We start from the raw sequence: 21632 nt of genomic DNA, 5'->3' as shown, positions 1-21632 counted from the left end.
TCACTTGAAAATTTGATATGCAACTTTACTACTCTTAACAATTGGCGGGTTTCGGGAACATTTCTGCAGCGAAGCCTTGCTCTCCGACCGAAACGCTTTTGGAATCCTGCGGTGGTATTTATCATCTACTTAGATATGAACAACTTGAAAACAGTTTTTCTGCTGACGCTGCTTACCCTGCTGGCCATTGGGGTGGGAGATTACTTCGGCGGACAAAACGGGATGGTCCTCGGATTCGCCATTGCCGGGATCACAAATTTTATTTCGTATTTTTTCTCTGACAAGATTGCTCTGGCCATGTACCGGGCGCAACCCGTCAGCCGGGAACAGCTGCCGCGTATCTATGCTGTGGTGGAGCGGCTCACGCAGAAGGCCAGCCTGCCCATGCCCAAGCTTTATGTGATTCCCACGGACTCACCCAACGCCTTTGCCACCGGACGAAACCCGGCGCATGCGTCCGTTGCGGTGACGCAGGGAATTCTTCAGCTTCTGGATGATGACGAACTGGAAGGCGTTCTGGCGCACGAGCTGGGCCATGTGCGCAATCGCGATATTCTCACCAGCTCAATCGCCGCGACTCTGGCCGGGGCCATCACCATGCTGGCCCGTATGGGCTTCTGGTTCGGCCTCGGCGGTGACCGGAACGATCGCGACCGTGGCGGCGGAATTCTTATGCTGCTCCTGGCCCCTGTGGCGGCCATGCTCATTCAATTATGGGTCTCACGCACGCGCGAATATGAAGCTGACGCCACAGGCGCGGGCATCACCCACAATCCTTATGCGCTGGCTCGGGCCCTGCAAAAAATTGATGCGTATGCAAAGAGGGTCCCGCTGATAGCATCGGCTTCCACAGCGCATCTTTTTATTATTCAGCCGCTCACGTCGGCGAGTATCGGCAACCTTTTCTCCACGCATCCTCCGATTGCCAAAAGGATTGAGAGGCTCACGGGACAGCCGGAAGAGTTTCAAAGATAATCGTCTTAAAGATAATCGTCTTAAAGATAACCGTCTTAAAGATAATCGCTGTCGTAGAGACGCCACCTGAAGAGAGGCGGCGTTTTACTTGGCCGCGCTGTAGAACTTCTTTCCCGATGTCTTGATTGATGGCCCCAGAGCCGTTGATGCAAGAAGCAGGTCTGCCGTAACGCTTTGGGGGAAAACACGTCGGGCTGCTTTCACCAGAGCGGTCATCATGTGTTTGATCTGCTTCGCCGATTCCCCTCCTGCGAACTCGACGGCAATCGTCCAGTGCGGTTCTCCATCTGGATAGGTGACCTGGCCGAAATACATGCCCGCAATTTCAGGAAAAGCGCCGGCAGCTTCGCTAATCGCATTAAACATTTCCGGCGTCGGCATCTGACTGGGCATCGTCACCAGCACACTTTGCGATTGCACTCCTTGCTCATTCGAATTTTTTTCCGGAATACGGCTTTCTGCAAGCTCTTCAAATTCCCAGAGCTTTATCCTTCCTCCGGGGCGGATCATCTTTGAGGCAGGATTTTCAGGTTCATAAGGATTGATGACAATCTCCTTCGCCTGTGTGCTTGCCACTGCCTGAAAGAACGCAGTTCCCTGCAGCGCGATCCATGGAATGGTCTTGTTCCAATTGCGGAGCGCTTCTTCATCAGTAAATGCCACGGCAACCAAGAGGCCGGCGGAATCATGCTCCAGTGAGAAAGAGTCAGCCACATTCTCCGGAACGGCGGAGAATCCAGGATTGTCAGGTGGCGCTTCCCTTGTGGGCACCACGAACCAGGTATTCAACATGCTTTGATAAAGCGTCTGGCGGTTTTGCGACGAGTCCTCATGCGCCACGGCCAACATGGCCGCAGGTAATGTACTGTTTGCAAAATCCGGCTGCGCCAAAGCGCCATTGACTGTCTTTTTGGCTTGCGGAGTTTCGGGATCTCCGGGCCCGGGAGCCCGATCATCCTCCCGCCGGACAAAACAAATCGAATCAAGACGCCGAATACTCATGGCCGCGAGGTTACATCAAAAGGCCCAGGAATACGACGGTGAGGACTACCCGATCTGACTTAGCAAGTACAGAGGACGGCGCAAGCGCCGTCCTCTGGTATGCCATCGTTCTATTTTTTGGGGATGTACGGCCGCATCATTTCATTGTCCTCATGATCGAGAATGTGGCAATGCAGCACGTAGCCTGGGCCCGTTGTGGGATCGAAGGAGAAGTAATTCGTACCTGCAACTGTTGTTCCCACGGGATTGGCCTGCGGGGTGAACCGCACCACCACGCGAGTCACTTGTCCGGGGAACATTTTGAAGACATCTTTCCAACCTGCTTCCTCAGGCAGAGGTGGATTGATGCCATTTTGCAAGAAGGGAGTTACGTCTGGATTGCCGCCTACCGCACCTGCGCCGTTCGGAGTGTTATAGGAGTTAGGCGGGCCAAATCCCGGCATGAACAAACCACCCGGGAACAACGAATCATAAGTCTGCCGGTATTGAGTCACATTGAACATCTGCCGGTTGATGAGCTGGAACTGTATCAAGTGGATATGGATCGGGTGCGCGTCCGCGGTTGTGTTAATGATCTCCCACACTTCCGTGGAGCCCACTTGCGGCAGTTCCGTCACGAAATTGCCGTTAACGGGCGCGGCGCCGGGAATCGGAGTAGTCGTTCCTTCCTCCAGGCCGTCCCATTTGCTGTTGTTAACCAGCACTTCCACCGGTCCGCCGCCTCCCTCAACTTCCACCAGAATCAGTTGCCGTTTGACGTTGGGCACTACACCCGCGGCGAGCGTTCCCGCAACGGGATCGGCCAGCCGCACCATGGGAGTACGCAGAGGCGCGCCCGTGGCTGGGTTGTAACTTTTGTCCGTGCCTTGCAGAGGAGAGACGACGCGGAACTGCATCACCTCGCCAAACGTCTGCGGATCGGGCGACGTGCCGTTGGGGAATGGCGCTTTGGCGCTGTTGACCAGCGTGAGCGTCTGTCCCGCGAAGCCGGAGAAGTCGATGATCACGTCATAGCGCTCGGAAGGCGCCATGAGCAACCGTGGCGCGCTGCTGTCTGGAAGGTTCGGGTCGTTCAGCTTGACCGGAACATCAAGCAGTCCGCCATCCGTGCCGATGACAAAGAATGCTGGACCGGCTTTCTTCGTGTCGCGGTTCTGCAACCGCAACTCATAGAAACGCGCGTTGGAGCCATTCAGCAAACGCAAGCGATAGCGGCGCGGCTCAACGTTGAGGAACGGCCACGATTTCCCATTCACAACAACCACATCGCCGAAGAACTCGGGAATCCAGAAGGGATGGATTTCCGGGTTCGGTGGTGTGCCGTTTAGGCCGGTGCCGGAGCCATCCGGGAAGTACAACTGCCCGTTGACGTCGAATTGCCGGTCCTGGATCAGGAGCTCAGTTTCGTACGCGCCGGCCGGCAAGCCGATCGGGTTGTTGGCCAGGCCGGTGTCGCGATCGTCGCGCAGCAGATAAAACGCCGCCAGGCCGCTTAAGACGTTCAAGCGCGTCATGCCAAGGGCATGGTCATGGAACCACAGGGTAGTCGCCTCCTGCTTATTTGGATATTGATAAACAGTTGCGTTACTGGCTGCTTTGCTGAAAGTGCGGTAAGCGCTGCCGTGCAGTCCGGTCGCGGTGAACCATGCTTCAGGATTGCCATCGAATTCTGACGGGACCTCCGCGCCGTGCAGGTGCGTGACCAGCGGAATGGGCCCGGTATAAGGCGGAGGCGGAAAGGGTAGCGTATCCATCTGGTTCAGCGGATCCGCCCAATGCACAGTCTGGTCCACCGTGAGGAATTGCTGCAGGAACGGCGACACCAGGTTATTCACATATGTGATGGTTGTGGGCGTGCCTTTCTTCGCTTCCACCGTGATTCCGGGAAAACTTGGCCCTTTGTTGTTCAGGTTGTAGCCCCAAACCGTGGTCTTGGGGAAGGTTGCCGGCAGGATCTGCTGCTTGAACTCCTGCATTGCGGCGTTGATGCTGGTCGCGGTCACTCGTTTGCCTAGAAATGTCGGTAAGGGATCCACATACCGGGGAACTAGTCCACCCGACAACGGTGTTTGTGGCGTGGTCACGGAAGCTAATGCGGGGAGGCTCCACTTGAATGGCAGAGCAACTCCTGCGCCGGTTATTGCTGCGTACTTTAAAAAATCTCGACGATTTGACATGAGGACGTCTCCTTGCATATTTCCTGGTTTTGTACGATGTGAACCTTGCTACCCTTCCCCAAGAAGTTGATTGGATAGCGTTAGATAAAGTGAAGAATGTGCCCCGGCGGTGGGTCTTCCACGCGGAAGCCGAGGATTGAATGAGACCTAAAGGCCTGCGGGCGTCGGCCTTGGTGAATCTCCCTAACGATCCCTTTCAAGACCGCGGGAAATACATGAAACATTGAACTCCGCAAGCGGGGAGCGATTCTGTGACGGGGGTCACATGCCCGGAAAAGTAATGGAAAATAACAAGATTTGCGCCCGGAGATGCCAGTTCCATTTTGGGAATGATTACCTTCGTACTTCTAACTTCAACAATGTTCTAGATTGTGAGCCGGGAGAGGTTATACATTGTGCCCATGCCGCATAAGTACCTCTTGAAAGAGTTTGAGGAGTTCGCCCGATCGGCGGCCGAGCCTGACGCAATGATGCAGCGGATTTCGCAGCGCGTTCACCTGCATATTCCGCGCTACAATTGGGTCGGGTTCTACCTGATCGACAAGAACGATTCTTCCACACTGGTCCTCGGCCCCCATACGGGCAGCTTTACTCCCAAGGCAAAGATTTCCTGGAATGAAGGTTTATGCGGCGCTGCCGCTGCAACCCGCCGGGTTGTTGTGGCCGATAACGTTGCCGAAGACCCGCGCTATATTCAGGCCTCAGACCTGGTGAAATCGCAGATCTCGGTCCCTATACTGGCCGGCAACAAGATTTTCGCCATCTTTAACGTGGAAAGCTACTTCATGGCCGCCTTCAAAGCCAATCAGGAGCGCGAGTTTCTGGACGCGTGTGCAAAAATCGTGAGCAGATGTTTTGCCCGCACTATGGCTGTTGACATGGTGCACGCCTAGGAAGTCATGTCCCAAAAATTTCCTTCTTGGGTCCCATGCCCTCTGCCATGGTCTGCTTTAGCTCCGTGCTAAATGCTAATCGCCTCAATGCACGGCTATGTATCCGTGCTCGACGCCTGCAGGATCGAAATAGTCGCCGACGATCACTCCCACCGCATTAATGCCGTTGCCATCGGTCGAGGAAGCCCCGGGAAAATCCAGCTGAGAGAAGACGCCGTGCTGATCGAAGAAGCCGTGGCCGTTTCCCGCTGCATCCGTAAAGCTGCCCACAATAAAACCCAGCGCGTTCACGCCGAAGGCTTCTGAACTGGTCGAACCCGGAGGATCAAGCTGCGTGAAGATACCCCGGCGCAACGTGAAGGCATGCGTCACGCCGGCGGCATTGGTAAACAGTCCCACAATCTCATCACGGTTATTGATTGCGACAGGAATGGTGTTGTGCCCGCCGGGGAAATCAAATGTGGTGAAAGTATCGCGGCGTTTCACAAAAGCGTGTACCTGCCCGGCTGCGTCAGTAAATGAACCCACCAGCGTTCCCGGATCGTTGATGCCTTCACCGTTTGTGGACGTGCTGCCGGGGACGTCAAACTGCGTGAGTTCATCAGACCGCCCGACCAGTCCATGCTGCACGCCGGACGCATCGAAGAATGAGCCGGTAATCACGCCGGAGTTGTTGATGTTGACGGTGCGCGTTGCGCTGGCGCCGGGAAAATCAATTTGTGTGAACGAACCGTTCTCAAAGAGCCAGCCGTGCTGCCGGCCAGCCGCGTCAAAAAAGAAGCCAATGATCTGTCCCTGAGAATTGATGTCGTCAGCCTCGGTCGAGATACTTCCCGGAGGATCGAGTTGCGTAAAGGTGAAGGTAGTCTGTGCGATGGCAGAAGTCCCGCTGAGTGTGAGGGCCACAGCAAAAATTGCCGGATAAATTCTGCGTGCTTTCATGGTCTTACTCTCCTTGCAATCGCCAATCGTAGACGCTTGGGAGGGCGGCCAGGGTAAAAGTACTGTAAATAAGAAAAATATAAGTCTCGAAATGGAGCTTCTTTGCCGCGTTTCCCTGAGGAGCAATAGATGCGTTAACGAACCGGTCAAATATTCCGGCGCGTCAGCGAACATGCGATCTCGCCATGTTGCGCGTTCCTCTTGCTCCCTTTACCATTTCGCAGATGAATCGACGCGACTTCCTGGCTACTGTGCCGCTGGCTCTTGCGGCAACCACCCTGCCCACTTCTGAAACGTTTGCCGCGACCGCCACAAAACACGACGCTGCCGCTCAAAACTCTGCGCCATCCGCGCCGCATGAACTCGACTTCGCCACGGCCTTGCAGGCAGCGGAAGCCATTCGCACAAAAAAAGTTTCGTCGGTGGAACTTACCGGGCGCATGTTTGCCCGCATTGATCATTACAATCCGCAGCTGAACGTCTTTGCTTATCAGTTGCGTGAAGACGCGCTGGCGCAGGCGAAAAGGGCTGATGCGGCATTGACGCAAGGCAAGTCACTTGGCGTTTTCCACGGCGTTCCTGTCACGGTGAAGGAAAGTTTTGCCGTTGCGGGACATCCATGCACATGGGGTTTTCCTCCACTGCGTGATTCCAAAGCGCCAAAAAATTCTGACGTGGTGAGCCGTTTATTGGGTGACGCCGGCGCGGTGCTGCTGGGCGCAACCAATGTGCCTGTGGCGCTGGAGGACTGGCAAACTTACAACCCGATTTACGGTCAGACCAACAATCCATGGGACCTGAAGAGAACTCCCGGAGGATCGTCAGGTGGAAGCGCGGCAGGGCTCGCAGCCGGTCTGGGGTATCTGAGCGTGGGCAGCGATATCGGTGGATCCATTCGCATTCCCGCACATTTCTGCGGACTCTTTGCGCATAAGCCGACGCTCGATCTGGTGAGCCTGCAAGGCCACCTTCCCGGCGGCAATCCTGCGCCGCCCGATTTCTCCACGCTTCTGGCGGTGGCCGGACCGCTGGCCCGCAGCGCAGGCGATCTGCTTGACGCGCTTAAAGTTGTTGGCGGGCCCACCGATTGGGACGCCAGAGCATGGAAGTGGCAGATGCCCGAGCCTCGTGCGCGCAGTTTGAAAGATTTCCGCGTAGGTTATGTGATTGACGATCCCATGGCTCCGCCCACTCCGGAAGTAAAAGCTGTGCTGGAAAACGTGATTGATCGGCTTGGCCGCGCCGGGGCCAACTTGAAGCCGGGATGGCCCGAAGGGCTGAAGCCGGCAGAGCTACTGGCCAATTACAGGTTCTTGCTGGAAGCTTTCTTGTATAGCACCGCGCCTCCGGAAGAACAGGAGCGCGAGCGAAAAGCATTTCCGGATACGCTGGCGGCAAAGAACTCAGGCGCGCTCAGCTCATTTGCGGACTGGCAACAGCAAAACTTTCGCCGGCTGGCATACCGCGTGCAGTGGCAGGCATATTTCGATCACATGGATGTCTTTCTCTCACCTGTGGCTTTCACCGCGGCATTCCCGCACGACCACAGCGAACCGCAGGACAAGCGCACCATCGCCACTTCAGCGGGCCCTCGCCACTATACGGATATGCTCAACTGGATTGCTCCGGCAACACTTACCGGCTGTCCCGCGACCGTGGCTCCGGTGGGTCGCACACCGCAGGCACTTCCGGTGGGCATTCAGATTATGGGGCCGTTCTGGGAAGATGCCACTCCGATTACCTTTGCCGATCTGCTGGCGAAGGAAATTGGCGGCTTTGCGCCGCCACCGGGCTATTCAGACGTAAAGTAATCCACCGCTACGGGACTTTCAAACAGCGAGTAATCGCGCGTCACAATCGTGATGCCGGTTTCGGTCACGATGTAGTTCTTTGCGTCCTCTTCAGGATCAAAGCCGATCACCGTACCTTCAGGCAGATGCACGTCGCGGTCAATGATCGCGCGGCGGATCTTGCAGTGCCGCCCAATGTTGACGTGAGAAAAGATGATGCTGGTATCCACTTCAGTGTAAGAGTTCACGCGCACGTCCGGAGAGAGCACGCAATTGCGCACGTAGCCGCCGGAAAGAATGCTGCCGGGGCACACAATGGAATCAATCGCCATGCCGGTGCGTCCGGGCTCGCCAAAGACGAACTTGGCCGGCGGATACTGTCGCTGATGCGTGCGGATGGGCCAGTGCTTGTCATACAAATTGAAGACCGGAGAGACAGAGACCAGGTCCATGTTGGCTTCATAGTAGGCTTCAATGGTGCCCACGTCGCGCCAGTACTGCGCTTCCTTCATGTTCTCGTCAATAAAGTTGAAGGAATAAAGCTTGTACTGCTCAAGGATCTTGGGCAGGATGTCTTTGCCAAAGTCATGCGACGAGTTTGGATCTTCAGCGTCCTTCAGCAGCACGGGCAAAAGCACGTCAGTGTTAAAGATGTAAACGCCCATGGAACCGGAAACCATCTCCGGGTTATAGGGCGAGCGCAGCTTGGTTTCTTTGGGTTTCTCTTCAAAGCCGGTGATGCGTCCCGCGCGGTCAATATCAACAATGCCGAAGTGGCGGCACTCGCTGGGATCGATCAGGATCGTGGCCAAAGTCACGTCCGCGCCGGTGGACTTGTGGTGATCAAGCATCAGCTGATAATTCATTTTGTAAATGTGGTCCCCGGAGAGGATCAGCACATGCTTTGACTGCTCAGAGCCAATGGAATAAATGTTCTGGTAAACGGCGTCGGCGGTGCCCAGGTACCAGCTATCACTCACGCGCTTCATCGGCGGAAGCACTTCAATGAACTCACCCAGCTCGCGCGCCACCACTGAGCCCCAGCCTTCGCGGATATGCCGGTTCAGGCTCAAGGCTTTGTATTGCGTAAGGATATAGACCTTGCGCAGGTCTGAATTGATGCAGTTGGAGAGTGTGATGTCAATAATGCGATAGTTGCCGCCGAAAGTTACTGCCGGCTTGGCGCGGTCGCGCGTAAGTGGATAGAGGCGTTCTCCAGCGCCGCCGGCGAGTAATACTCCAAGTGTATCCTTCATAATTTTTTGCGGACCATTTCTTGCGGGACTGCCGGGGAACTCTGTGACAACTCAATCTTAAGACGCCAAAATTTTATGCTAGCAGAAAAAAGAAAAACCGGCGCAGCAGCCCGCCTGATCGCCGGAACAGATACAGAAATTTTTTTCAGCTAAGCAGCGTCGTCCGTGGAGATGCGCAGAGACTTCAGGAAGCGCACATCGTGGGCATTGATGCTGAACTCAGGTTCAGCGTGCTTTTTGCGCGAGCTCACCAGCTGAGGCGCGGAGGCTTCCTCTTCATGCTTGTTGAAGCCAATAGTGGCTTCAAGTACCAGGAAGACATCAAACCCTTCGTCTTTTATTCTGGCAATCACCTGCGCAATCTGCTCGGATTCAGAAAGAGACACGTTAATGGCCTCTCCCAGCTCTTTCATCAGCTGCTTTAGTCGTGGATTCACGCAAACTCCTTGGGACTGCTTAAATTAGATGCTCGTCGGGTTACCTGCGTTTTATTCTTTCCGCTCGATTGCGGCAATTTTCGCGCTACAATACCCAAAATGGCACAAATTTCCGCGGTAAAAAACGCTTTGCAAACCGTTGTAAAGAAAGACCGCCTGCTCAATGCGGTCTTTGCCGGCGGAAAATCGTTTGTCACGTCCGTAAGCCGGACCTTCTACGCTTTCTGGCTCCAGACCACCGGGCTCATGTTTGTCCTTTTCACCGTACTTGGCGCCTCATCCTTGGTGCGCCAATACCACAAAGACCACTTTGCCGACCACCAGCGCGCCACGATTGAAGCGATATTTACCGTCGTCTGCTTGTACTTTACAGTGCACTCTTTCATCAAGGCCAGCCGCACTCTCAAACGAAAATAGCTTCTGCCGATCTTGAAAGTGTTTAGCTAGATTTCTGTCCAAAACCTGCCGATTCGGGTTTTGCCACTATTCGGCCTCCATTTCCCCACGTTGGCGCAAATCGGCGCACCTTACATTGCGACTCGGGCGCGAAGTAGCAAGTCGCGTTGGGATAAGTTCATCGTTAACCGGTCCAGCGATCGCGGCATTTGTTCTGGCGCTCGTGAATGCCAGAGGCTCTTGCCGCTCGGGTCGGAGTATCATAATCAGCAGATCGCCTGCCCATGCCTCAGGACACCAAACTCGAACGCGATGCCGAGCAGCAGCTCAAAGACATCACGCCCCAGCCTCTTTATACTCCCGCCGATCTTGAAGGCTGGGACTACGACGCTGACGCGGGCTATCCCGGTGAGTTCCCGTTTACGCGCGGCGTGCAGGCCACCATGTATCGCGGCCGCCTCTGGACGATGCGCCAATATGCCGGCATGGGCGACGCCGAAGAATCCAACAAGCGCTACAAATATCTTCTTTCTCACGGGACGACCGGCCTTTCCGTCGCTTTTGACCTGCCGACGCAGATCGGCATGGATTCAGATCACGCCATGGCTGCCGGCGAAGTCGGCAAAGTGGGCGTGGCCATTGATTCCATTGAGGACATGGAGCGCCTCTTCGCGGGCATCAATCTGGAAAAGATTTCAACCTCCATGACCATCAATGCCAGCGCCGCCATTCTGCTGGCGTTATATATCGCCGTGGCGCGGCGCAATGGCTCGGACACGCGCAAGCTCAGCGGCACCGTGCAGAATGACATCCTCAAGGAATACATTGCGCGCGGGACATATATATATCCGCCGCGCCAGGCCCTGCGGATCATCACCGACATGTTTGCTTATGCCAATGAGCACGTGCCGGAGTGGAACCCCATTTCTATTTCCGGCTATCACATGCGTGAAGCGGGCTGCACCGCCGTGCAGGAAGTGGCGTTCACCTTGGCCAACGCCATCGCTTATGTGGATGCGGCGCTGCACGCCGGGCTGGACGTGGACAAGTTCGCGCCGCGCCTTTCGTTCTTCTTTAACGCGCACAATAATTTTCTTGAAGAAGTGGCCAAGTTCCGCGCGGCCCGCCGCATGTGGGCGCGCATCATGAAAGACCGTTTCCAGGCGAGAAATCCCAAGTCGCTGATGCTGCGCTTCCATACCCAGACCGCAGGATCAACGCTCACGGCGCAGCAACCGGAGAACAATATTGTCCGCACCGCTTTGCAGGCGATGGCCGCTGTACTGGGTGGAACGCAGTCACTGCACACCAATGGCTTTGACGAAGCTCTTGGCTTGCCGACGGAAGAAGCTGCGCGCATCGCGTTGCGCACGCAGCAGATTGTGGGGCATGAAACAGGCGTCGCCAACACTATTGATCCTCTGGCCGGGTCTTATTACATCGAATCGCTCACCAGTGAGATTGAGCGCCGCGCCCAGCTCTATATCGACAAGATTGAATCGTTGGGGGGAACGCTGCGATCGATCGAACAGGGATATATCCAGCAGGAAATACAGAACGCCGCATACGATTTCCAGCAGGGCGTTGACCGGCTGGAAAATGTCGTGGTGGGCGTGAACCGTTTTCAGACGGAAGGCGACAAGTCAGTGCCGGTGCTGCGCATTGATGAAGCGCTGGAAGGCCGACAGGTGGAGCGCGTTCGCGCTTTGCGGCAGCGTCGCGACAAGACGAAGTGGGAGTCCGCGCTACGCTCCGTTGAAGAGGCCGCCCGCGGCAATCAAAACCTGATGCCGCACATCATTCATGCCGTTGAAAGTTACTGCACCGTCGGCGAAATCTCTGACACGCTGCGCCGCGTTTTCGGTGAGTATCAGGAAACCGTGGTGGTCTAAGTAAGACGACATCTTACTGCGGATCAACGCGGATGAACGCGGATCAGGAAGATGGCTGTGTCATTGCCATTCAAAAATTCTTCCAGCACCTCAATATATTTGTCGGGCAGACGCCTCTCTGCTCAAGAAAACAACCTGCGCGGGGATGGCGTGCGCCAATAAAAGTGCGCTAATAGGAAAAAAGAGGAGCGGATTTGCTCCGCTCCCCGATTCGAACAATCCCCTAATCTCGATCTCCGTCGTGATCGCGATCAGGCAAGGACTTCAGGTATTCAACAAGATCGCTCTTTTCAGCCACGCTGAGTCCCAGCCCCTTGCAGGAGTCATAGTGGTCCACAACATCCAGCAACGTGGCAAAGCGTCCATCGTGATAGAAGCCGCCTTTGGTATGTGTCCACAGGCCGTTGAGAGGCGTGGTGCGATAGCGGTCGTCAGGCGCACGGCTTGCCTGAAAATCGTCAACGCAGACATCGGAAGCCAGATGCATGTTCCATCCCGGCTCGGTCATCAGCGGCTGGACATGGCAGCTGCTGCACTGCCCTTTGCCGTTGAACACCGCCTTGCCTCGCGCTGCTGCCGCGCGATCGAAACTACCCCTGGGCGCTGCCGGAGCAGGAAGAGAGAGCTGATAAAACTGAAGTGCTGCCAGCTTGGAAGTGATCTGGTCGTCGGCATTGGTTACATGCCCAAAGCCGTTCTTGGCGGCCACTGGAAATTTCGCGGCATCGTCCAGGCGTGGATCATAAAAGTTGCCTTTGCCATGCATCTCAAGATTGGCGACGAACGCATTCCAGTAAGGCACAGAGCCCCATCCGGTATAGGTATGCAGGTTCACGCCGGCAAGTCCGAAGGCCGGAGGAATGAGCGTTGCGGCAGTTTTGCCGTCCGGACGAAACGCTTTTCCGTCCATGAACAGCTCCGCGTCAAATTTGCCTGGACCCCAACTGGCAAGAACGGTCTTGACGGTTGCAACGTCCACGCCTAGCACATCGGCAACCGGCTGGAGATTGGGAGAAAGACCGACAATTGCGCCGACGTTCAAATCGCGGTTGGCCCAGCCATCCAGTCGATGGCCAATGCCGGGTGCAAATGCGTTGTCCACCGTGGAGTGGCAGAGCGCGCACTGTATGCCCATGGATTTCAGCGTGCCGTCAGGATTGAAAAATCCGGTGACGCCCACAACGGCATTCAACTTCAGTAACGCCAGCGTGACTGCTGGATCATTCAGGTCAACCTTTCCCGCTTTTATCTGCTGGACCAACGCGGCGGGAAGTGCGTCCTGATCGACTTTGAGTCCAACGGCCAGCGCTGTTGCCGGAGATACGCCCGGTCCAACGCCGCCGTGCTGCGCGCCTTCAATGGCCGTGTGCAACTGGAGCGTGCCACCCCAGAAGTCCTGGTCACCAAAGGTATCATTGCGGAAAATGTTTTTGCCTTGCTCGGCAAGTGACTGATGCTTTTGTTCAGAGTAAAGAGTAAAAGCGCCAATAAGCGCAACGGCAATCATGAGGGGGAGTCTGATCTTTTTCACGGATTTGGGCCTCAGCTATCGGGGGTTTGAAAGGCTTCCGGAAAAGCTCTTCAGATGGCATTGAGTCGCAAGATGGCATTTGGTGACACAAAAATCGCAAATTGTTTCGTAATGCGATGTAAATCTTTGAAAATATTCGGTCATCGGCTTTCAATCACCGAACAGTAGTAAACTGCTGCGCCGGAGAAGATTATGCCCGCCACAAGGAAACAGCCCGCGACTTCCACCTATGACGTCCACCCCAGCCTGGGCATGTACCAGAGCTCGCTCACGGCCTTGCAGCAGAAAACCGGCCTCACGCTGGAAGAATGGATCAAGCTGGTGCAAAAGAGCGGTCCGGCGACGGAGAAAGAACGTCGCGCATGGCTCAAGGCAGAGCACGGCCTGGGAATGAACTACGCAGGGTGGATCGCTGAACATTCCGTGGGAAAGGGCGACGACGGGAATCCTGAGACTTACCTCAAACAGGCTGAGGAATTTGTAGAGAACATGTATGCGGGCACGAAGGAAGCTCTGCGGCCGGTCTTTAACGAACTTCTAAAGCTGGGACGCAGCCTGGGCAAGGACGTGAAAGTTTGTCCTTGCAAGACAATCGTGCCTCTTTACCGCAATCACGTTTTCGCGCAGATCAAACCCACCACGCGCACGCGCATCGATCTGGGACTGGCGCTCAAGGACACCAAGGTTCCAAAACGGCTGATTGATACCGGAGGGTTCGCGAAAAAGGACCGCATCACGCACCGGATCGAGATCGCGTCAGTGAAAGATATTGATGCCGAAGTGAAAAAGTGGCTCACGACAGCATATGAGATGGACCGCTAGTTTTATCTGTCGCGCCCGGAAATCTTTGCGCCCATCCCTTAGCATGGCCCCAATTCATGGGGATAAAGAACAAACATCGGCGTCGAATGCTTCTGGATTTGGTCACTGATCGTCAAGTCCCAATCCGTGGGCTTGGTGATGACAGGAGGCTCCACCTGCATCCGGTAGTAAGAAGCAATCATGTTTGAAACCGAGCGGGCTTTTTGCCGCACGGACTCGGCCAGGCGAGAGTCGGCCATGCTATAGGTGCGTCGCGGATCGGCGTTCATTACGCTTAACACCAGCCCGCCGCTATTCGTGGTCAAAGGGAAAAAATGTTCATCGCCGGTGTTGTAAAGAACGGTGCCCACCAGCGGCTGGGCCTCGGCCAGTCCCTGCGAAGTGGTTGAGGTTACAAAATGACTGGCAACGCTGTTCTTTGTTTCTACTGGCCCCAAAGCCAAACCAAACATGCGAATGTGATTGTCGTGCAGTGCCTTTGCCACCATTTTTGCATTGGCCTTGCGGTTGCCTTCAAGTTCAGAGGCAATCACAACAATGGCATCGCCTGATTGCGGTGTTCCGAACCATTCAATTCCAGCCATCACGGTATCAAGCACTCCTGGTTCCTTGCCGCGCTTGCCGTCTCCGGGTTGTCCCAATGCCTGGCTGATGGCGGAACGGTCCTCAGTAAACTTAACGTCCTCTCCAGGGCCGCGAGCAGGCATGATGGCGAAGGTGTCATGCGGACCGGCATTTGCAAGCAGCGTCTTGATGATTTCATCTTCGGCTTTGCGCGAATCGGCAGATAGCTTTTTGCTTAGATCTGCCACAATCAATACGCGGCGCGGGCCGTCATCAAAGGCGAGACCTTTTACAGCCACTGGCTTTTTCTGTATCTGCCCAATGAAATCTTCGGCGGCCAGACCACGAAAAACATTGCCGCTTACGCTGATCACTCCAACCGGAACATCGGAAGCTTTGCAGGCGGATTGCTGAGCAACGCCGATATTAGAGAGAAGAAAAGCCGCGCTAAGTGCGCTAAGGATACGAGAAAACATGAATACTCCCAGGAGATTTCGAGGATTAGGTCGCGCTGATTATAACAAGGCATTTCTGCCCGGCCATAAGCATTGTCTTGTAGACAGGTCATAAGGCATTTCGTCACCACTGGATCATTCAGCAGATCTACTGGACATTAGCTTCCGAAAAAGCCGGGGACAGTACCAATTTGGGAAAAACAGTTCCAAAATGGAACTCGCCGACTTCATTCGCGCAATAAAATTCAAAACCTTTTAAAAAGAGAAGGCGAAAGCTTCAAAAACTATCAATGGTGCAAAAAATCGTATATTCTTCGCTTAGGCTCCCAGCCAAGGCCATTGCCCAGAAGGACAATGGCCATTAGGTCGCAGCCCCCATGTGACGTTCGGCCCGTGTCCAAATGCGCAAAATTGAAGCATCTGTCTGGTTCCACCAAAATAAAAATAATTCTTTTATTTTCAGTGCTATACCAGGATTTTTAATAAGCAGTGTTCCTGACTGGGATACTATATTGCGGTACAAAAGTTCACTCACACAAGTCACCTGGCCAGACAGCAATTTTGGGCGCGCCACGCTAAAGTTGCCGAAGTTTCCATGTGTCGAGGGATCCATCAACCATCAACGATGTGAAGTGAAGTTTTTGCGTAACGGCTGCGAAGGGGAAGGTTACGGGATCATGAAGTCGATGGCCAAATCAAGGGGAAGTCTCGCCTTACAGTCGGGCTTCACGCTGACAGAAATGGTTGTTGTGGTCACAATCATTCTGGCCGTTGGCGGCATGTCCATTCCATCCCTCACCCGCGCCATCGATGCTTCCCGAATTAATGGATCGACCCAGGCACTGGCAGCGGCGTACCAGGATGCGCGCATTCGCGCTACCCAGAAAGACACGTTATTTCAGGTGCTCGTATCTCCGCCCGGAATTTCGCCGGCACAGGTCTGCATAGATCTGGATGGAGACGGAAGCTGCGGTGCAGGAGATCCTGTGACGGCATTCCCCGCGCAAGTTCGCGTGAGCAATCTTGGTGTGCCGGTTCCGCTGAGTTCCGTCCAGGTGCATTTTGCCGCCGTTACAACGGAACAGGCGAGCGCTCCGGGCAATTTAACATGGAACGGCGTGGGTTTGCCTTGCCAACGCACTTCGCCTACGTCGCCTTGTACTGCCGTTGGTTGGATACAGCACCTGCAATTTCAGCGCGCCAACGGAGAAGTAATGTATGCCGCCGTCACCGTAAGCCCCACAGGACGGGTCAAGACCTGGACATTTATTCCATCGGGAAACGGAAACGGTAAGTGGCTCTAAGACACTATATGAATGCAGACTGCAAAATTCATGGGGCCAAAGGGGCAAAGATGTCGCGCGGATTCAGCCTTATTGAAGTAATGATCGCCATGGCTGTTCTGGTGGTAGGGCTGTTGGGCGGCATAACTGTAATCGCAGTGGCGACCGCAAATGACGGGCGATCCAAGTTGCATTCCACGGCTATTCTTCTGGCACAAAGCACCATGGAAAAGATTGCGGCCATTCCAGCAGCCGCTGGAAATACTCAAACGTCGCTCACGGACTGCACAGGGACACCTCACACCATTGAGACGGCCGTGCCAGCTCCTGGTGGCAGTCCTGCCATGATTACTAGCGGAGCTTTTTCGGGAACCATCGATTTCTCGCAGCCAACTGTCGCCAATTACTCAATGGTTTATGTCACGTGCTCGAGCGGCGGGAACGTTGGATATGACGTCCGCTGGCGAATTGATCGCGGCCCGACCCCCGCTACGCAATTGGTAACGGTGAGCGCCAAACCGCTCGTCAGAGCCGGAGCAACTCAGTTCATTCTGCCTTATACGCTTCATCAGTTAAGGGGGAACTTCTGATGATATCGCGCTCCCCCCGTTCAATTGTCAGGACTAGCGCGAAAAGCAGCGCAATAGCAGGTTTTTCCCTTATAGAACTGCTGGTCAGCCTGGCGATTCTGATTACAGTCACCGGCGCAGTATTTGAACAGATTAACTCGATGCAGAAAAAATCAGCTTCAGAAACCGTGAATGTGGATTTGACTCAGCAGTCACGGGATTTTGTAAGCCAGACAGTACGCGATTTGCACATGGCAGGATATCCCGGGCCCGGTATGTACTCAAATGCTCTGGCGCATCCTTCACTGGTGGCTTATGGGCTGATACGGGTTTCGCCGACCGAAATTCTGATGGAAGGCGATGTTAACAATGACGGCGCTGTTGAAAGCGTAGATATTACCTATGTGGCAAACGATCCCAGCGATCCCAATTGCCCATGTATCCGCAGAAGCGCGCAGCCAAAAATAGACGCGGACTCATTCAGCCAGCCGACGAATCTTTTCTTTACGGAGACGCAGCAGGTATTTCCTCCTGGTACCGGGGCAGGCCAATCCGGTGAAGACCTGTTTGCGTATTTCGACCAGAACGGAAATCCAGTGGATCTCAGTACCGGTAGTGACAGATCCACGCCCCAGGGCATTGCAAATTTAGCTTCAATCAAAACAATAAAAATCAATCTCAGTCTGCTTACTAATCAGCGCGATCCTGCAACAGGCAATTTTGTGCGCACGTCAATGTCGGCAATCTCGAGGTTGAATTACTAATGGCAAAGATTATGTCCAAATTGACGCAGCGGGACGAACGGGGAATGGCCCTGATGATGGCCTTGTTCGCGCTCTTGCTGCTCTCTGGCATAAGTCTTTGCATGGTCCTGGCTTCCACCACTGAAACACGCATTGACGCCAACTATGGAGGCAGCCTGCGCTCCTATTACGCAGCCCACTCCGGCCTGGAAGAAATGCGGGACAGGATCAGTTATCTTTCCACAACAACATCGAGCGGCCTTGCTGACAAACTTCCCACCGATATTGCCGGTAATGCCAACGGTGTACTGTATGTGCTGAATCCGGATGCCGGCGAGACGGTTGATCCTACTGACCCGGCCAGCCCGTACTTCGACGTCCAACTCTGCCATGACTACAACTCAGGCGTGACCGTTCGCGACTCCAAATGCACGGCAGTTCCCGGTACGCCAAACTGGATGATGGCCTCGCTCTATGCCGCACCCAGCACCGCTCCCGCCGCTGTTTCTTTGGGCTATAAATGGGTGCGCGTGAACATGAAGACGAACCGGATCGCCGCGCCTTATTTTGTCGACCAGCAAGGCGATCCCACAACACTGGATACGCGCGTTTGCTGGGACGGCAAAACCGAACAACTCTCTCCCGGCGGCGCCACACCGGCTTGCGATGCCAATGGAATGCTGCCGGTTTACATGCTTACTTCCCTGGCTACGGCACAAGGCACGCGGAACCTGTTGCGCGCTGAGGTGGTGGGCTCATCGATCCGGCCGCCCGGCGCAATCACTGTTGAAGTTGGCGGTTCCGCCAGCACGACCCCCATTCCCGCGACTTTTAATGTCCCCACCCTTTCTAGCGCGACGGTGTTCCCGTTAACCAGTATCGATGGCCGGGTTCACCACGCCGACGGCTCACTCGCTACCACTCTCTCCTGCTCTAACGTGGCTCCGGTCGCCGCAAACACCCCTCAGGGCACAGCTTCATTGCAAACAGGCTTGAATAGCCTGCGGTCCGCTTTAGTCCAGGCAGCCAATAATCTCTGTAACGCCGATGGCAGCAGCATTTCAGCCAGCAACCCGTGCACGGCGCCTTTGGCCTGGGTACGTGGGACTGGCGCGCTTCCTAGATTCACCACATCCAGCGCTTCACCAACACCAACGCCCACCCCAGCGCCTAGTCCAACTCCTAGCCCAACTCCTGTCACAAGCACCAGCAATAGCGGCAGTGGCAGCAGCGGACACGACGGGCACGACAATCACAACCCGACCCCGACCCCGACTCCTATTCCAACTCCCACACCAACGCCGGTAGCAACAGCCGACTGCAGCACGGCAACTCAGAGTTGCTACACAAACCTTGACCTGTCAGATAACCACCTCTCTCCGTCGCCGCTGTTTGGGGGCAATCCAGGAAATTCAGTCGATCCGGCTGTCTATCAATCTCAAACACCCAATATCGTGGCTGATGAGAACCAGGCGGTCCTTGACTATATCGCCGCCCGTAGGGCGTCTGGCAAAAATTACTTCGAGGTTGCATCAACAAGTCTTGCCGCTACGTATGGCTCATTGACCCAGCCCGCGGTGGTGGTTATCACCGATAGCAGCCTGAAACTGCTCAATACCAGCCTCACTGGCGTCGGTATCCTGCAGGTGCCTAGTGATTTCGAAATACAGAGCTCCAACTTGCAATGGACTGGAATCGTGATGGTACGTTCTTCATCAACATCCCCATCAGGACAGTTCTTCGTCAATACTGGAGCTACAGGGATGATCAATGGAGCGTTGATGCTTCAGGCTGGGGACCAGTTTTTTCTGACCACCAGCAGCAGCGGGGCCGGCAATTTCACAATCTCCTACAGTTGTGAGGCCATTGACGCTGCTATGGGCAATCCGCCTTTAAAGGTGGTTTCGCACACCGAAACATCCTACTAAGTTCCGGGTCGATTCCCCGCTAAGCGCGAACACGTCCTCGCAATACCCTTGCCGGCAGCAAAATAATCGCCTTCACCAGTTCCAGCACTCCGCCCACGGCAATGCCCACAATCCGGAATGGCAGCAGCACCAGCCAAACCAACGGATAAAGCACCAGCGCCAGCAAGGCCAGCGGCCAGCACATTGCCAACAGGATGCACCAAAGCAAAAAGCTGAACATAAGCGCCTCTAACAATTAGTACGAAACTGCTCAGGCGCCCGTTCCACCATTATCGGCTACGTCCAAAACGGCTTGGATCTGACGCGCCTAGACTCCCAGGATCTCGCCCTTCGCGTTCACATCAATGCTTGCGGCGCGCGAGATTTTCGGCAATCCAGGCATCAGCATCATGTTGCCGGCAATCGCCACAACAAAACCCGCCCCAGCGGAAAGCGATGCGTCTGTGATGTTCAGCGTCCATCCTGTGGGCGCGCCCAGTAGCTTGGGATTATCAGAGAACGAATATTGGGTTTTGGCAATGCACACTGGCAGCCCGGCAAATCCCCAGTCGCTGAATTGCTGCAGCTTGGCGCGAGCCTTGTCGCTCAATGCGACTCCTGCCGCGCCGTAAATTTTGGTGGCAACGCTCGCAATCTTGTTTTCCAAAGAATCCTCAAGCGGATAAATTGGCTGCACGTTCGACTTGGGATTTTTCTCAATGGTTTCCACCACTTTTTCCGCCAAGGCGGCAGCGCCGTCGCCGCCTTTGGTAAATGCCTCACTCAAAGCGCTAACCGCACCTTGCTGCGCGCAGTAGGCGGCCAGCCGATTTAGATCAGCTTCGGTATCCGTGGGGAAGCGATTGATGGCTACAACGGTCGGCACGCCAAACTGCTTGAGATTCTGAATGTGGCGGACGAGATTCGGTGCGCCACGATCCAGGTCTCCCTCGCCTTGATTGCGCAAGCTCTGCACGGTCGTGACCAGTACGGCGCAAGCGGGAGCAATCCCCGACGACCGCATCACAATGTCAAAATATTTTTCCGCGCCCAGATCAGCCGCGAAACCCGCTTCATTCACCACGTAGTCGGCCAGGCGAATTCCCATATTGTGCGAGATCACGCTGCTGGTTCCGTGCGCGATATTGCCGAACGGCCCAGTGTGCACCATGGCCGGAGTGCCTTCCGTGGTCTGCACCAGGTTGGGCATGATCGCTTCGCTCAGCAATGCCATCATCGCGCCCGTAGCTCCCAGATCGGCTGCGCGCACCGGCTTGCCGGCCCGTGTTACTCCCACAACAATCGCATCCAGCCGCCGGCGCAAGTCTTCAAAGCCGCTGGCCAGCGCCATGATGGCCATAACCTCTGAAGCAGCGGTGATCACAAAACCACTGTTACGGGTGAGCGCTCCCTTTTTCTCGCCGATATCGATGGTGATGCGGCGCAGAGCGCGATCGTTCATGTCCATGCTGCGTGGCCATGTGATCTGGTTGATATCCAGGTCAAGCGCATTACCGTGGAATACGTGCGCATCGATCAGCGCAGCGAGCAGGTTGTGCGCCGTAGTAATGGCATGGAAGTCGCCGTGAAAATGCAGATTGATTTTCTGGCTGGGCTCAATCTGCGACTTTCCTCCCCCTGCAGCGCCGCCTTTCATACCGAACACTGGCCCTAGCGACGGCTCGCGCGACGTGATGATCGTCCGGCGGCCAATGCGCTCCAGCCCCTGCGTGAGCCCAATGGAGGTCACGGTTTTCCCTTCACCGGAAGCCGTGGGCGTGGTCGCGGTCACCAGGATGAGTTTGCCTCGGCGCGGAAACGCCGGATCAGCAAGGATGTCCAGTTTTAGCTTGGCGCCGTGGCGTCCAATGGGTTCAAAATATTCTTCGGGGAGATTGAGCTTGGCAGCAATGGTTTGAATTGGCAGCATGGTTTGAATGGACAAAGATTGGCTCATTGGCAAACAGGCGAGTCTAGAACTCTGCTGCAAAAGAGGCA

Annotated in this window: 20 protein-coding genes; 10 read left to right on the top strand and 10 right to left on the bottom strand. The window is 55.2% G+C overall.

The features are described 5' to 3' along the window. The first annotated feature begins 135 nt into the window (after nucleotides 1-135). Nucleotides 136-975: a zinc metalloprotease HtpX gene (locus LAO76_04590; protein MBZ5490193.1), complete on the top strand. Its 840-nt coding sequence runs from the start codon at nucleotides 136-138 to the stop codon at nucleotides 973-975. 84 nt (nucleotides 976-1059) lie between these two features. Here LAO76_04590 and LAO76_04585 read toward each other — a convergent pair whose 3' ends face one another. Both LAO76_04585 and LAO76_04580 read right to left on the bottom strand, forming a co-directional pair. Next, a complete protein-coding gene (locus LAO76_04585) occupies nucleotides 1060-1977 on the bottom strand; it encodes an enhanced serine sensitivity protein SseB (GenBank protein ID MBZ5490192.1) in 918 nt (305 codons plus the stop codon). 110 nt (nucleotides 1978-2087) lie between these two features. Beyond that, the gene (locus tag LAO76_04580) at nucleotides 2088-4154 is read right to left on the bottom strand and encodes a multicopper oxidase domain-containing protein (GenBank protein ID MBZ5490191.1); all 2067 of its coding nucleotides are present in this window, start codon (nucleotides 4152-4154) and stop codon (nucleotides 2088-2090) included. A 401-nt stretch (nucleotides 4155-4555) separates the two neighbouring features. On the opposite strand from LAO76_04580, the gene LAO76_04575 reads away from it, so the two are divergent. Beyond that, nucleotides 4556-5047, top strand: a complete 492-nt coding sequence (locus LAO76_04575; GenBank protein MBZ5490190.1) for a GAF domain-containing protein — start codon at nucleotides 4556-4558, stop codon at nucleotides 5045-5047. An 84-nt stretch (nucleotides 5048-5131) separates the two neighbouring features. Here LAO76_04575 and LAO76_04570 read toward each other — a convergent pair whose 3' ends face one another. Then, nucleotides 5132-5989: a hypothetical protein gene (locus LAO76_04570; GenBank protein ID MBZ5490189.1), complete on the bottom strand. Its 858-nt coding sequence runs from the start codon at nucleotides 5987-5989 to the stop codon at nucleotides 5132-5134. A 185-nt stretch (nucleotides 5990-6174) separates the two neighbouring features. Here LAO76_04570 and LAO76_04565 point away from each other — a divergent pair, with 185 nt between their 5' ends. After that, the gene (locus LAO76_04565) at nucleotides 6175-7800 is read left to right on the top strand and encodes an amidase (protein ID MBZ5490188.1); all 1626 of its coding nucleotides are present in this window, start codon (nucleotides 6175-6177) and stop codon (nucleotides 7798-7800) included. Here the strand turns inward: LAO76_04565 and glgC are convergent. Together glgC and LAO76_04555 are read right to left on the bottom strand one after the other, a co-directional pair. Further along, nucleotides 7782-9035 carry a glucose-1-phosphate adenylyltransferase gene (gene glgC, locus LAO76_04560; GenBank protein MBZ5490187.1) on the bottom strand — a complete coding sequence of 418 codons (1254 nt, stop codon included), beginning with the start codon at nucleotides 9033-9035 and terminating at the stop codon, nucleotides 7782-7784. The two genes, LAO76_04565 and glgC, sit on opposite strands and share 19 nt — an antisense overlap. Nucleotides 9036-9184: 149 nt before the next feature. After that, nucleotides 9185-9448, bottom strand: a complete 264-nt coding sequence (locus tag LAO76_04555; GenBank protein ID MBZ5490186.1) for a hypothetical protein — start codon at nucleotides 9446-9448, stop codon at nucleotides 9185-9187. A gap of 123 nt (nucleotides 9449-9571) precedes the next feature. Between LAO76_04555 and LAO76_04550 the strand changes: the two genes are divergently transcribed. Continuing rightward, on the top strand, nucleotides 9572-9889 hold the full coding sequence (locus tag LAO76_04550) for a hypothetical protein (GenBank protein MBZ5490185.1): 318 nt from the start codon (nucleotides 9572-9574) through the stop codon (nucleotides 9887-9889). Between the two features lie 263 nt (nucleotides 9890-10152). Beyond that, nucleotides 10153-11760, top strand: a complete 1608-nt coding sequence (locus LAO76_04545) for a methylmalonyl-CoA mutase family protein (protein MBZ5490184.1) — start codon at nucleotides 10153-10155, stop codon at nucleotides 11758-11760. A 223-nt stretch (nucleotides 11761-11983) separates the two neighbouring features. Here LAO76_04545 and LAO76_04540 read toward each other — a convergent pair whose 3' ends face one another. Continuing rightward, complete coding sequence (locus LAO76_04540) at nucleotides 11984-13267, bottom strand: hypothetical protein (protein ID MBZ5490183.1); 1284 nt, start codon at nucleotides 13265-13267, stop codon at nucleotides 11984-11986. A gap of 216 nt (nucleotides 13268-13483) precedes the next feature. Between LAO76_04540 and LAO76_04535 the strand changes: the two genes are divergently transcribed. Next, complete coding sequence (locus LAO76_04535; protein MBZ5490182.1) at nucleotides 13484-14113, top strand: DUF4287 domain-containing protein; 630 nt, start codon at nucleotides 13484-13486, stop codon at nucleotides 14111-14113. Nucleotides 14114-14151: 38 nt separating this feature from the next. On the opposite strand, the gene LAO76_04530 is transcribed toward LAO76_04535, so the two are convergent. Both LAO76_04530 and LAO76_04525 read right to left on the bottom strand, forming a co-directional pair. Then, a complete protein-coding gene (locus tag LAO76_04530) occupies nucleotides 14152-15153 on the bottom strand; it encodes a hypothetical protein (protein MBZ5490181.1) in 1002 nt (333 codons plus the stop codon). 340 nt (nucleotides 15154-15493) lie between these two features. Continuing rightward, a complete protein-coding gene (locus tag LAO76_04525; protein ID MBZ5490180.1) occupies nucleotides 15494-15667 on the bottom strand; it encodes a hypothetical protein in 174 nt (57 codons plus the stop codon). Between the two features lie 151 nt (nucleotides 15668-15818). Here LAO76_04525 and LAO76_04520 point away from each other — a divergent pair, with 151 nt between their 5' ends. The 4 genes from LAO76_04520 to LAO76_04505 are packed head-to-tail and all read left to right on the top strand — an operon-like array spanning nucleotide 15819 to nucleotide 19655. Continuing rightward, entirely contained in the window at nucleotides 15819-16436 is a 618-nt protein-coding gene (locus tag LAO76_04520; GenBank protein ID MBZ5490179.1) for a prepilin-type N-terminal cleavage/methylation domain-containing protein, read from the top strand. Between the two features lie 8 nt (nucleotides 16437-16444). Next, entirely contained in the window at nucleotides 16445-17005 is a 561-nt protein-coding gene (locus tag LAO76_04515) for a prepilin-type N-terminal cleavage/methylation domain-containing protein (GenBank protein MBZ5490178.1), read from the top strand. Continuing rightward, a complete protein-coding gene (locus tag LAO76_04510) occupies nucleotides 17005-17748 on the top strand; it encodes a type II secretion system GspH family protein (protein MBZ5490177.1) in 744 nt (247 codons plus the stop codon). Before LAO76_04515 ends, LAO76_04510 begins: the two co-directional genes overlap by 1 nt. Further along, nucleotides 17748-19655, top strand: a complete 1908-nt coding sequence (locus LAO76_04505; GenBank protein MBZ5490176.1) for a hypothetical protein — start codon at nucleotides 17748-17750, stop codon at nucleotides 19653-19655. The genes LAO76_04510 and LAO76_04505 overlap by 1 nt, the downstream gene beginning before the upstream one ends. Before the next feature lie 19 nt (nucleotides 19656-19674). On the opposite strand, the gene LAO76_04500 is transcribed toward LAO76_04505, so the two are convergent. Together LAO76_04500 and LAO76_04495 are read right to left on the bottom strand one after the other, a co-directional pair. Then, complete coding sequence (locus tag LAO76_04500) at nucleotides 19675-19875, bottom strand: hypothetical protein (GenBank protein MBZ5490175.1); 201 nt, start codon at nucleotides 19873-19875, stop codon at nucleotides 19675-19677. An 87-nt stretch (nucleotides 19876-19962) separates the two neighbouring features. Then, the gene (locus LAO76_04495) at nucleotides 19963-21591 is read right to left on the bottom strand and encodes a formate--tetrahydrofolate ligase (protein ID MBZ5490174.1); all 1629 of its coding nucleotides are present in this window, start codon (nucleotides 21589-21591) and stop codon (nucleotides 19963-19965) included. Between the last annotated feature and the right edge of the window lie 41 nt (nucleotides 21592-21632).

Source organism: Terriglobia bacterium (assembly GCA_020072645.1).
GTDB lineage: Bacteria > Acidobacteriota > Terriglobia > Terriglobales > Acidobacteriaceae > Angelobacter.
Note: the sequence above shows the minus strand (reverse complement) of the source record. Positions and strands in the feature narration are given on the sequence as shown.

Excerpts from the sequence above, each read along its gene's own strand:
- LAO76_04540 (MBZ5490183.1), bottom strand. The coding sequence starts at position 13,267 with ATGATTGCCGTTGCGCTTATTGGCGCTTTTACTCTTTACTCTGAACAA.
- LAO76_04500 (MBZ5490175.1), bottom strand. The coding sequence starts at position 19,875 with ATGTTCAGCTTTTTGCTTTGGTGCATCCTGTTGGCAATGTGCTGGCCG.
- LAO76_04545 (MBZ5490184.1), top strand. The coding sequence starts at position 10,153 with ATGCCTCAGGACACCAAACTCGAACGCGATGCCGAGCAGCAGCTCAAA.
- LAO76_04530 (MBZ5490181.1), bottom strand. The coding sequence starts at position 15,153 with ATGTTTTCTCGTATCCTTAGCGCACTTAGCGCGGCTTTTCTTCTCTCT.
- LAO76_04555 (MBZ5490186.1), bottom strand. The coding sequence starts at position 9,448 with ATGAAAGAGCTGGGAGAGGCCATTAACGTGTCTCTTTCTGAATCCGAG.
- LAO76_04510 (MBZ5490177.1), top strand. The coding sequence starts at position 17,005 with ATGATATCGCGCTCCCCCCGTTCAATTGTCAGGACTAGCGCGAAAAGC.
- LAO76_04575 (MBZ5490190.1), top strand. The coding sequence starts at position 4,556 with ATGCCGCATAAGTACCTCTTGAAAGAGTTTGAGGAGTTCGCCCGATCG.
- glgC (MBZ5490187.1), bottom strand. The coding sequence starts at position 9,035 with ATGAAGGATACACTTGGAGTATTACTCGCCGGCGGCGCTGGAGAACGC.
- LAO76_04585 (MBZ5490192.1), bottom strand. The coding sequence starts at position 1,977 with ATGAGTATTCGGCGTCTTGATTCGATTTGTTTTGTCCGGCGGGAGGAT.
- LAO76_04535 (MBZ5490182.1), top strand. The coding sequence starts at position 13,484 with ATGCCCGCCACAAGGAAACAGCCCGCGACTTCCACCTATGACGTCCAC.
- LAO76_04505 (MBZ5490176.1), top strand. The coding sequence starts at position 17,748 with ATGGCAAAGATTATGTCCAAATTGACGCAGCGGGACGAACGGGGAATG.
- LAO76_04515 (MBZ5490178.1), top strand. The coding sequence starts at position 16,445 with ATGAATGCAGACTGCAAAATTCATGGGGCCAAAGGGGCAAAGATGTCG.
- LAO76_04520 (MBZ5490179.1), top strand. The coding sequence starts at position 15,819 with ATGGCCAAATCAAGGGGAAGTCTCGCCTTACAGTCGGGCTTCACGCTG.
- LAO76_04495 (MBZ5490174.1), bottom strand. The coding sequence starts at position 21,591 with ATGAGCCAATCTTTGTCCATTCAAACCATGCTGCCAATTCAAACCATT.
- LAO76_04570 (MBZ5490189.1), bottom strand. The coding sequence starts at position 5,989 with ATGAAAGCACGCAGAATTTATCCGGCAATTTTTGCTGTGGCCCTCACA.
- LAO76_04590 (MBZ5490193.1), top strand. The coding sequence starts at position 136 with ATGAACAACTTGAAAACAGTTTTTCTGCTGACGCTGCTTACCCTGCTG.
- LAO76_04550 (MBZ5490185.1), top strand. The coding sequence starts at position 9,572 with ATGGCACAAATTTCCGCGGTAAAAAACGCTTTGCAAACCGTTGTAAAG.
- LAO76_04565 (MBZ5490188.1), top strand. The coding sequence starts at position 6,175 with ATGTTGCGCGTTCCTCTTGCTCCCTTTACCATTTCGCAGATGAATCGA.
- LAO76_04580 (MBZ5490191.1), bottom strand. The coding sequence starts at position 4,154 with ATGTCAAATCGTCGAGATTTTTTAAAGTACGCAGCAATAACCGGCGCA.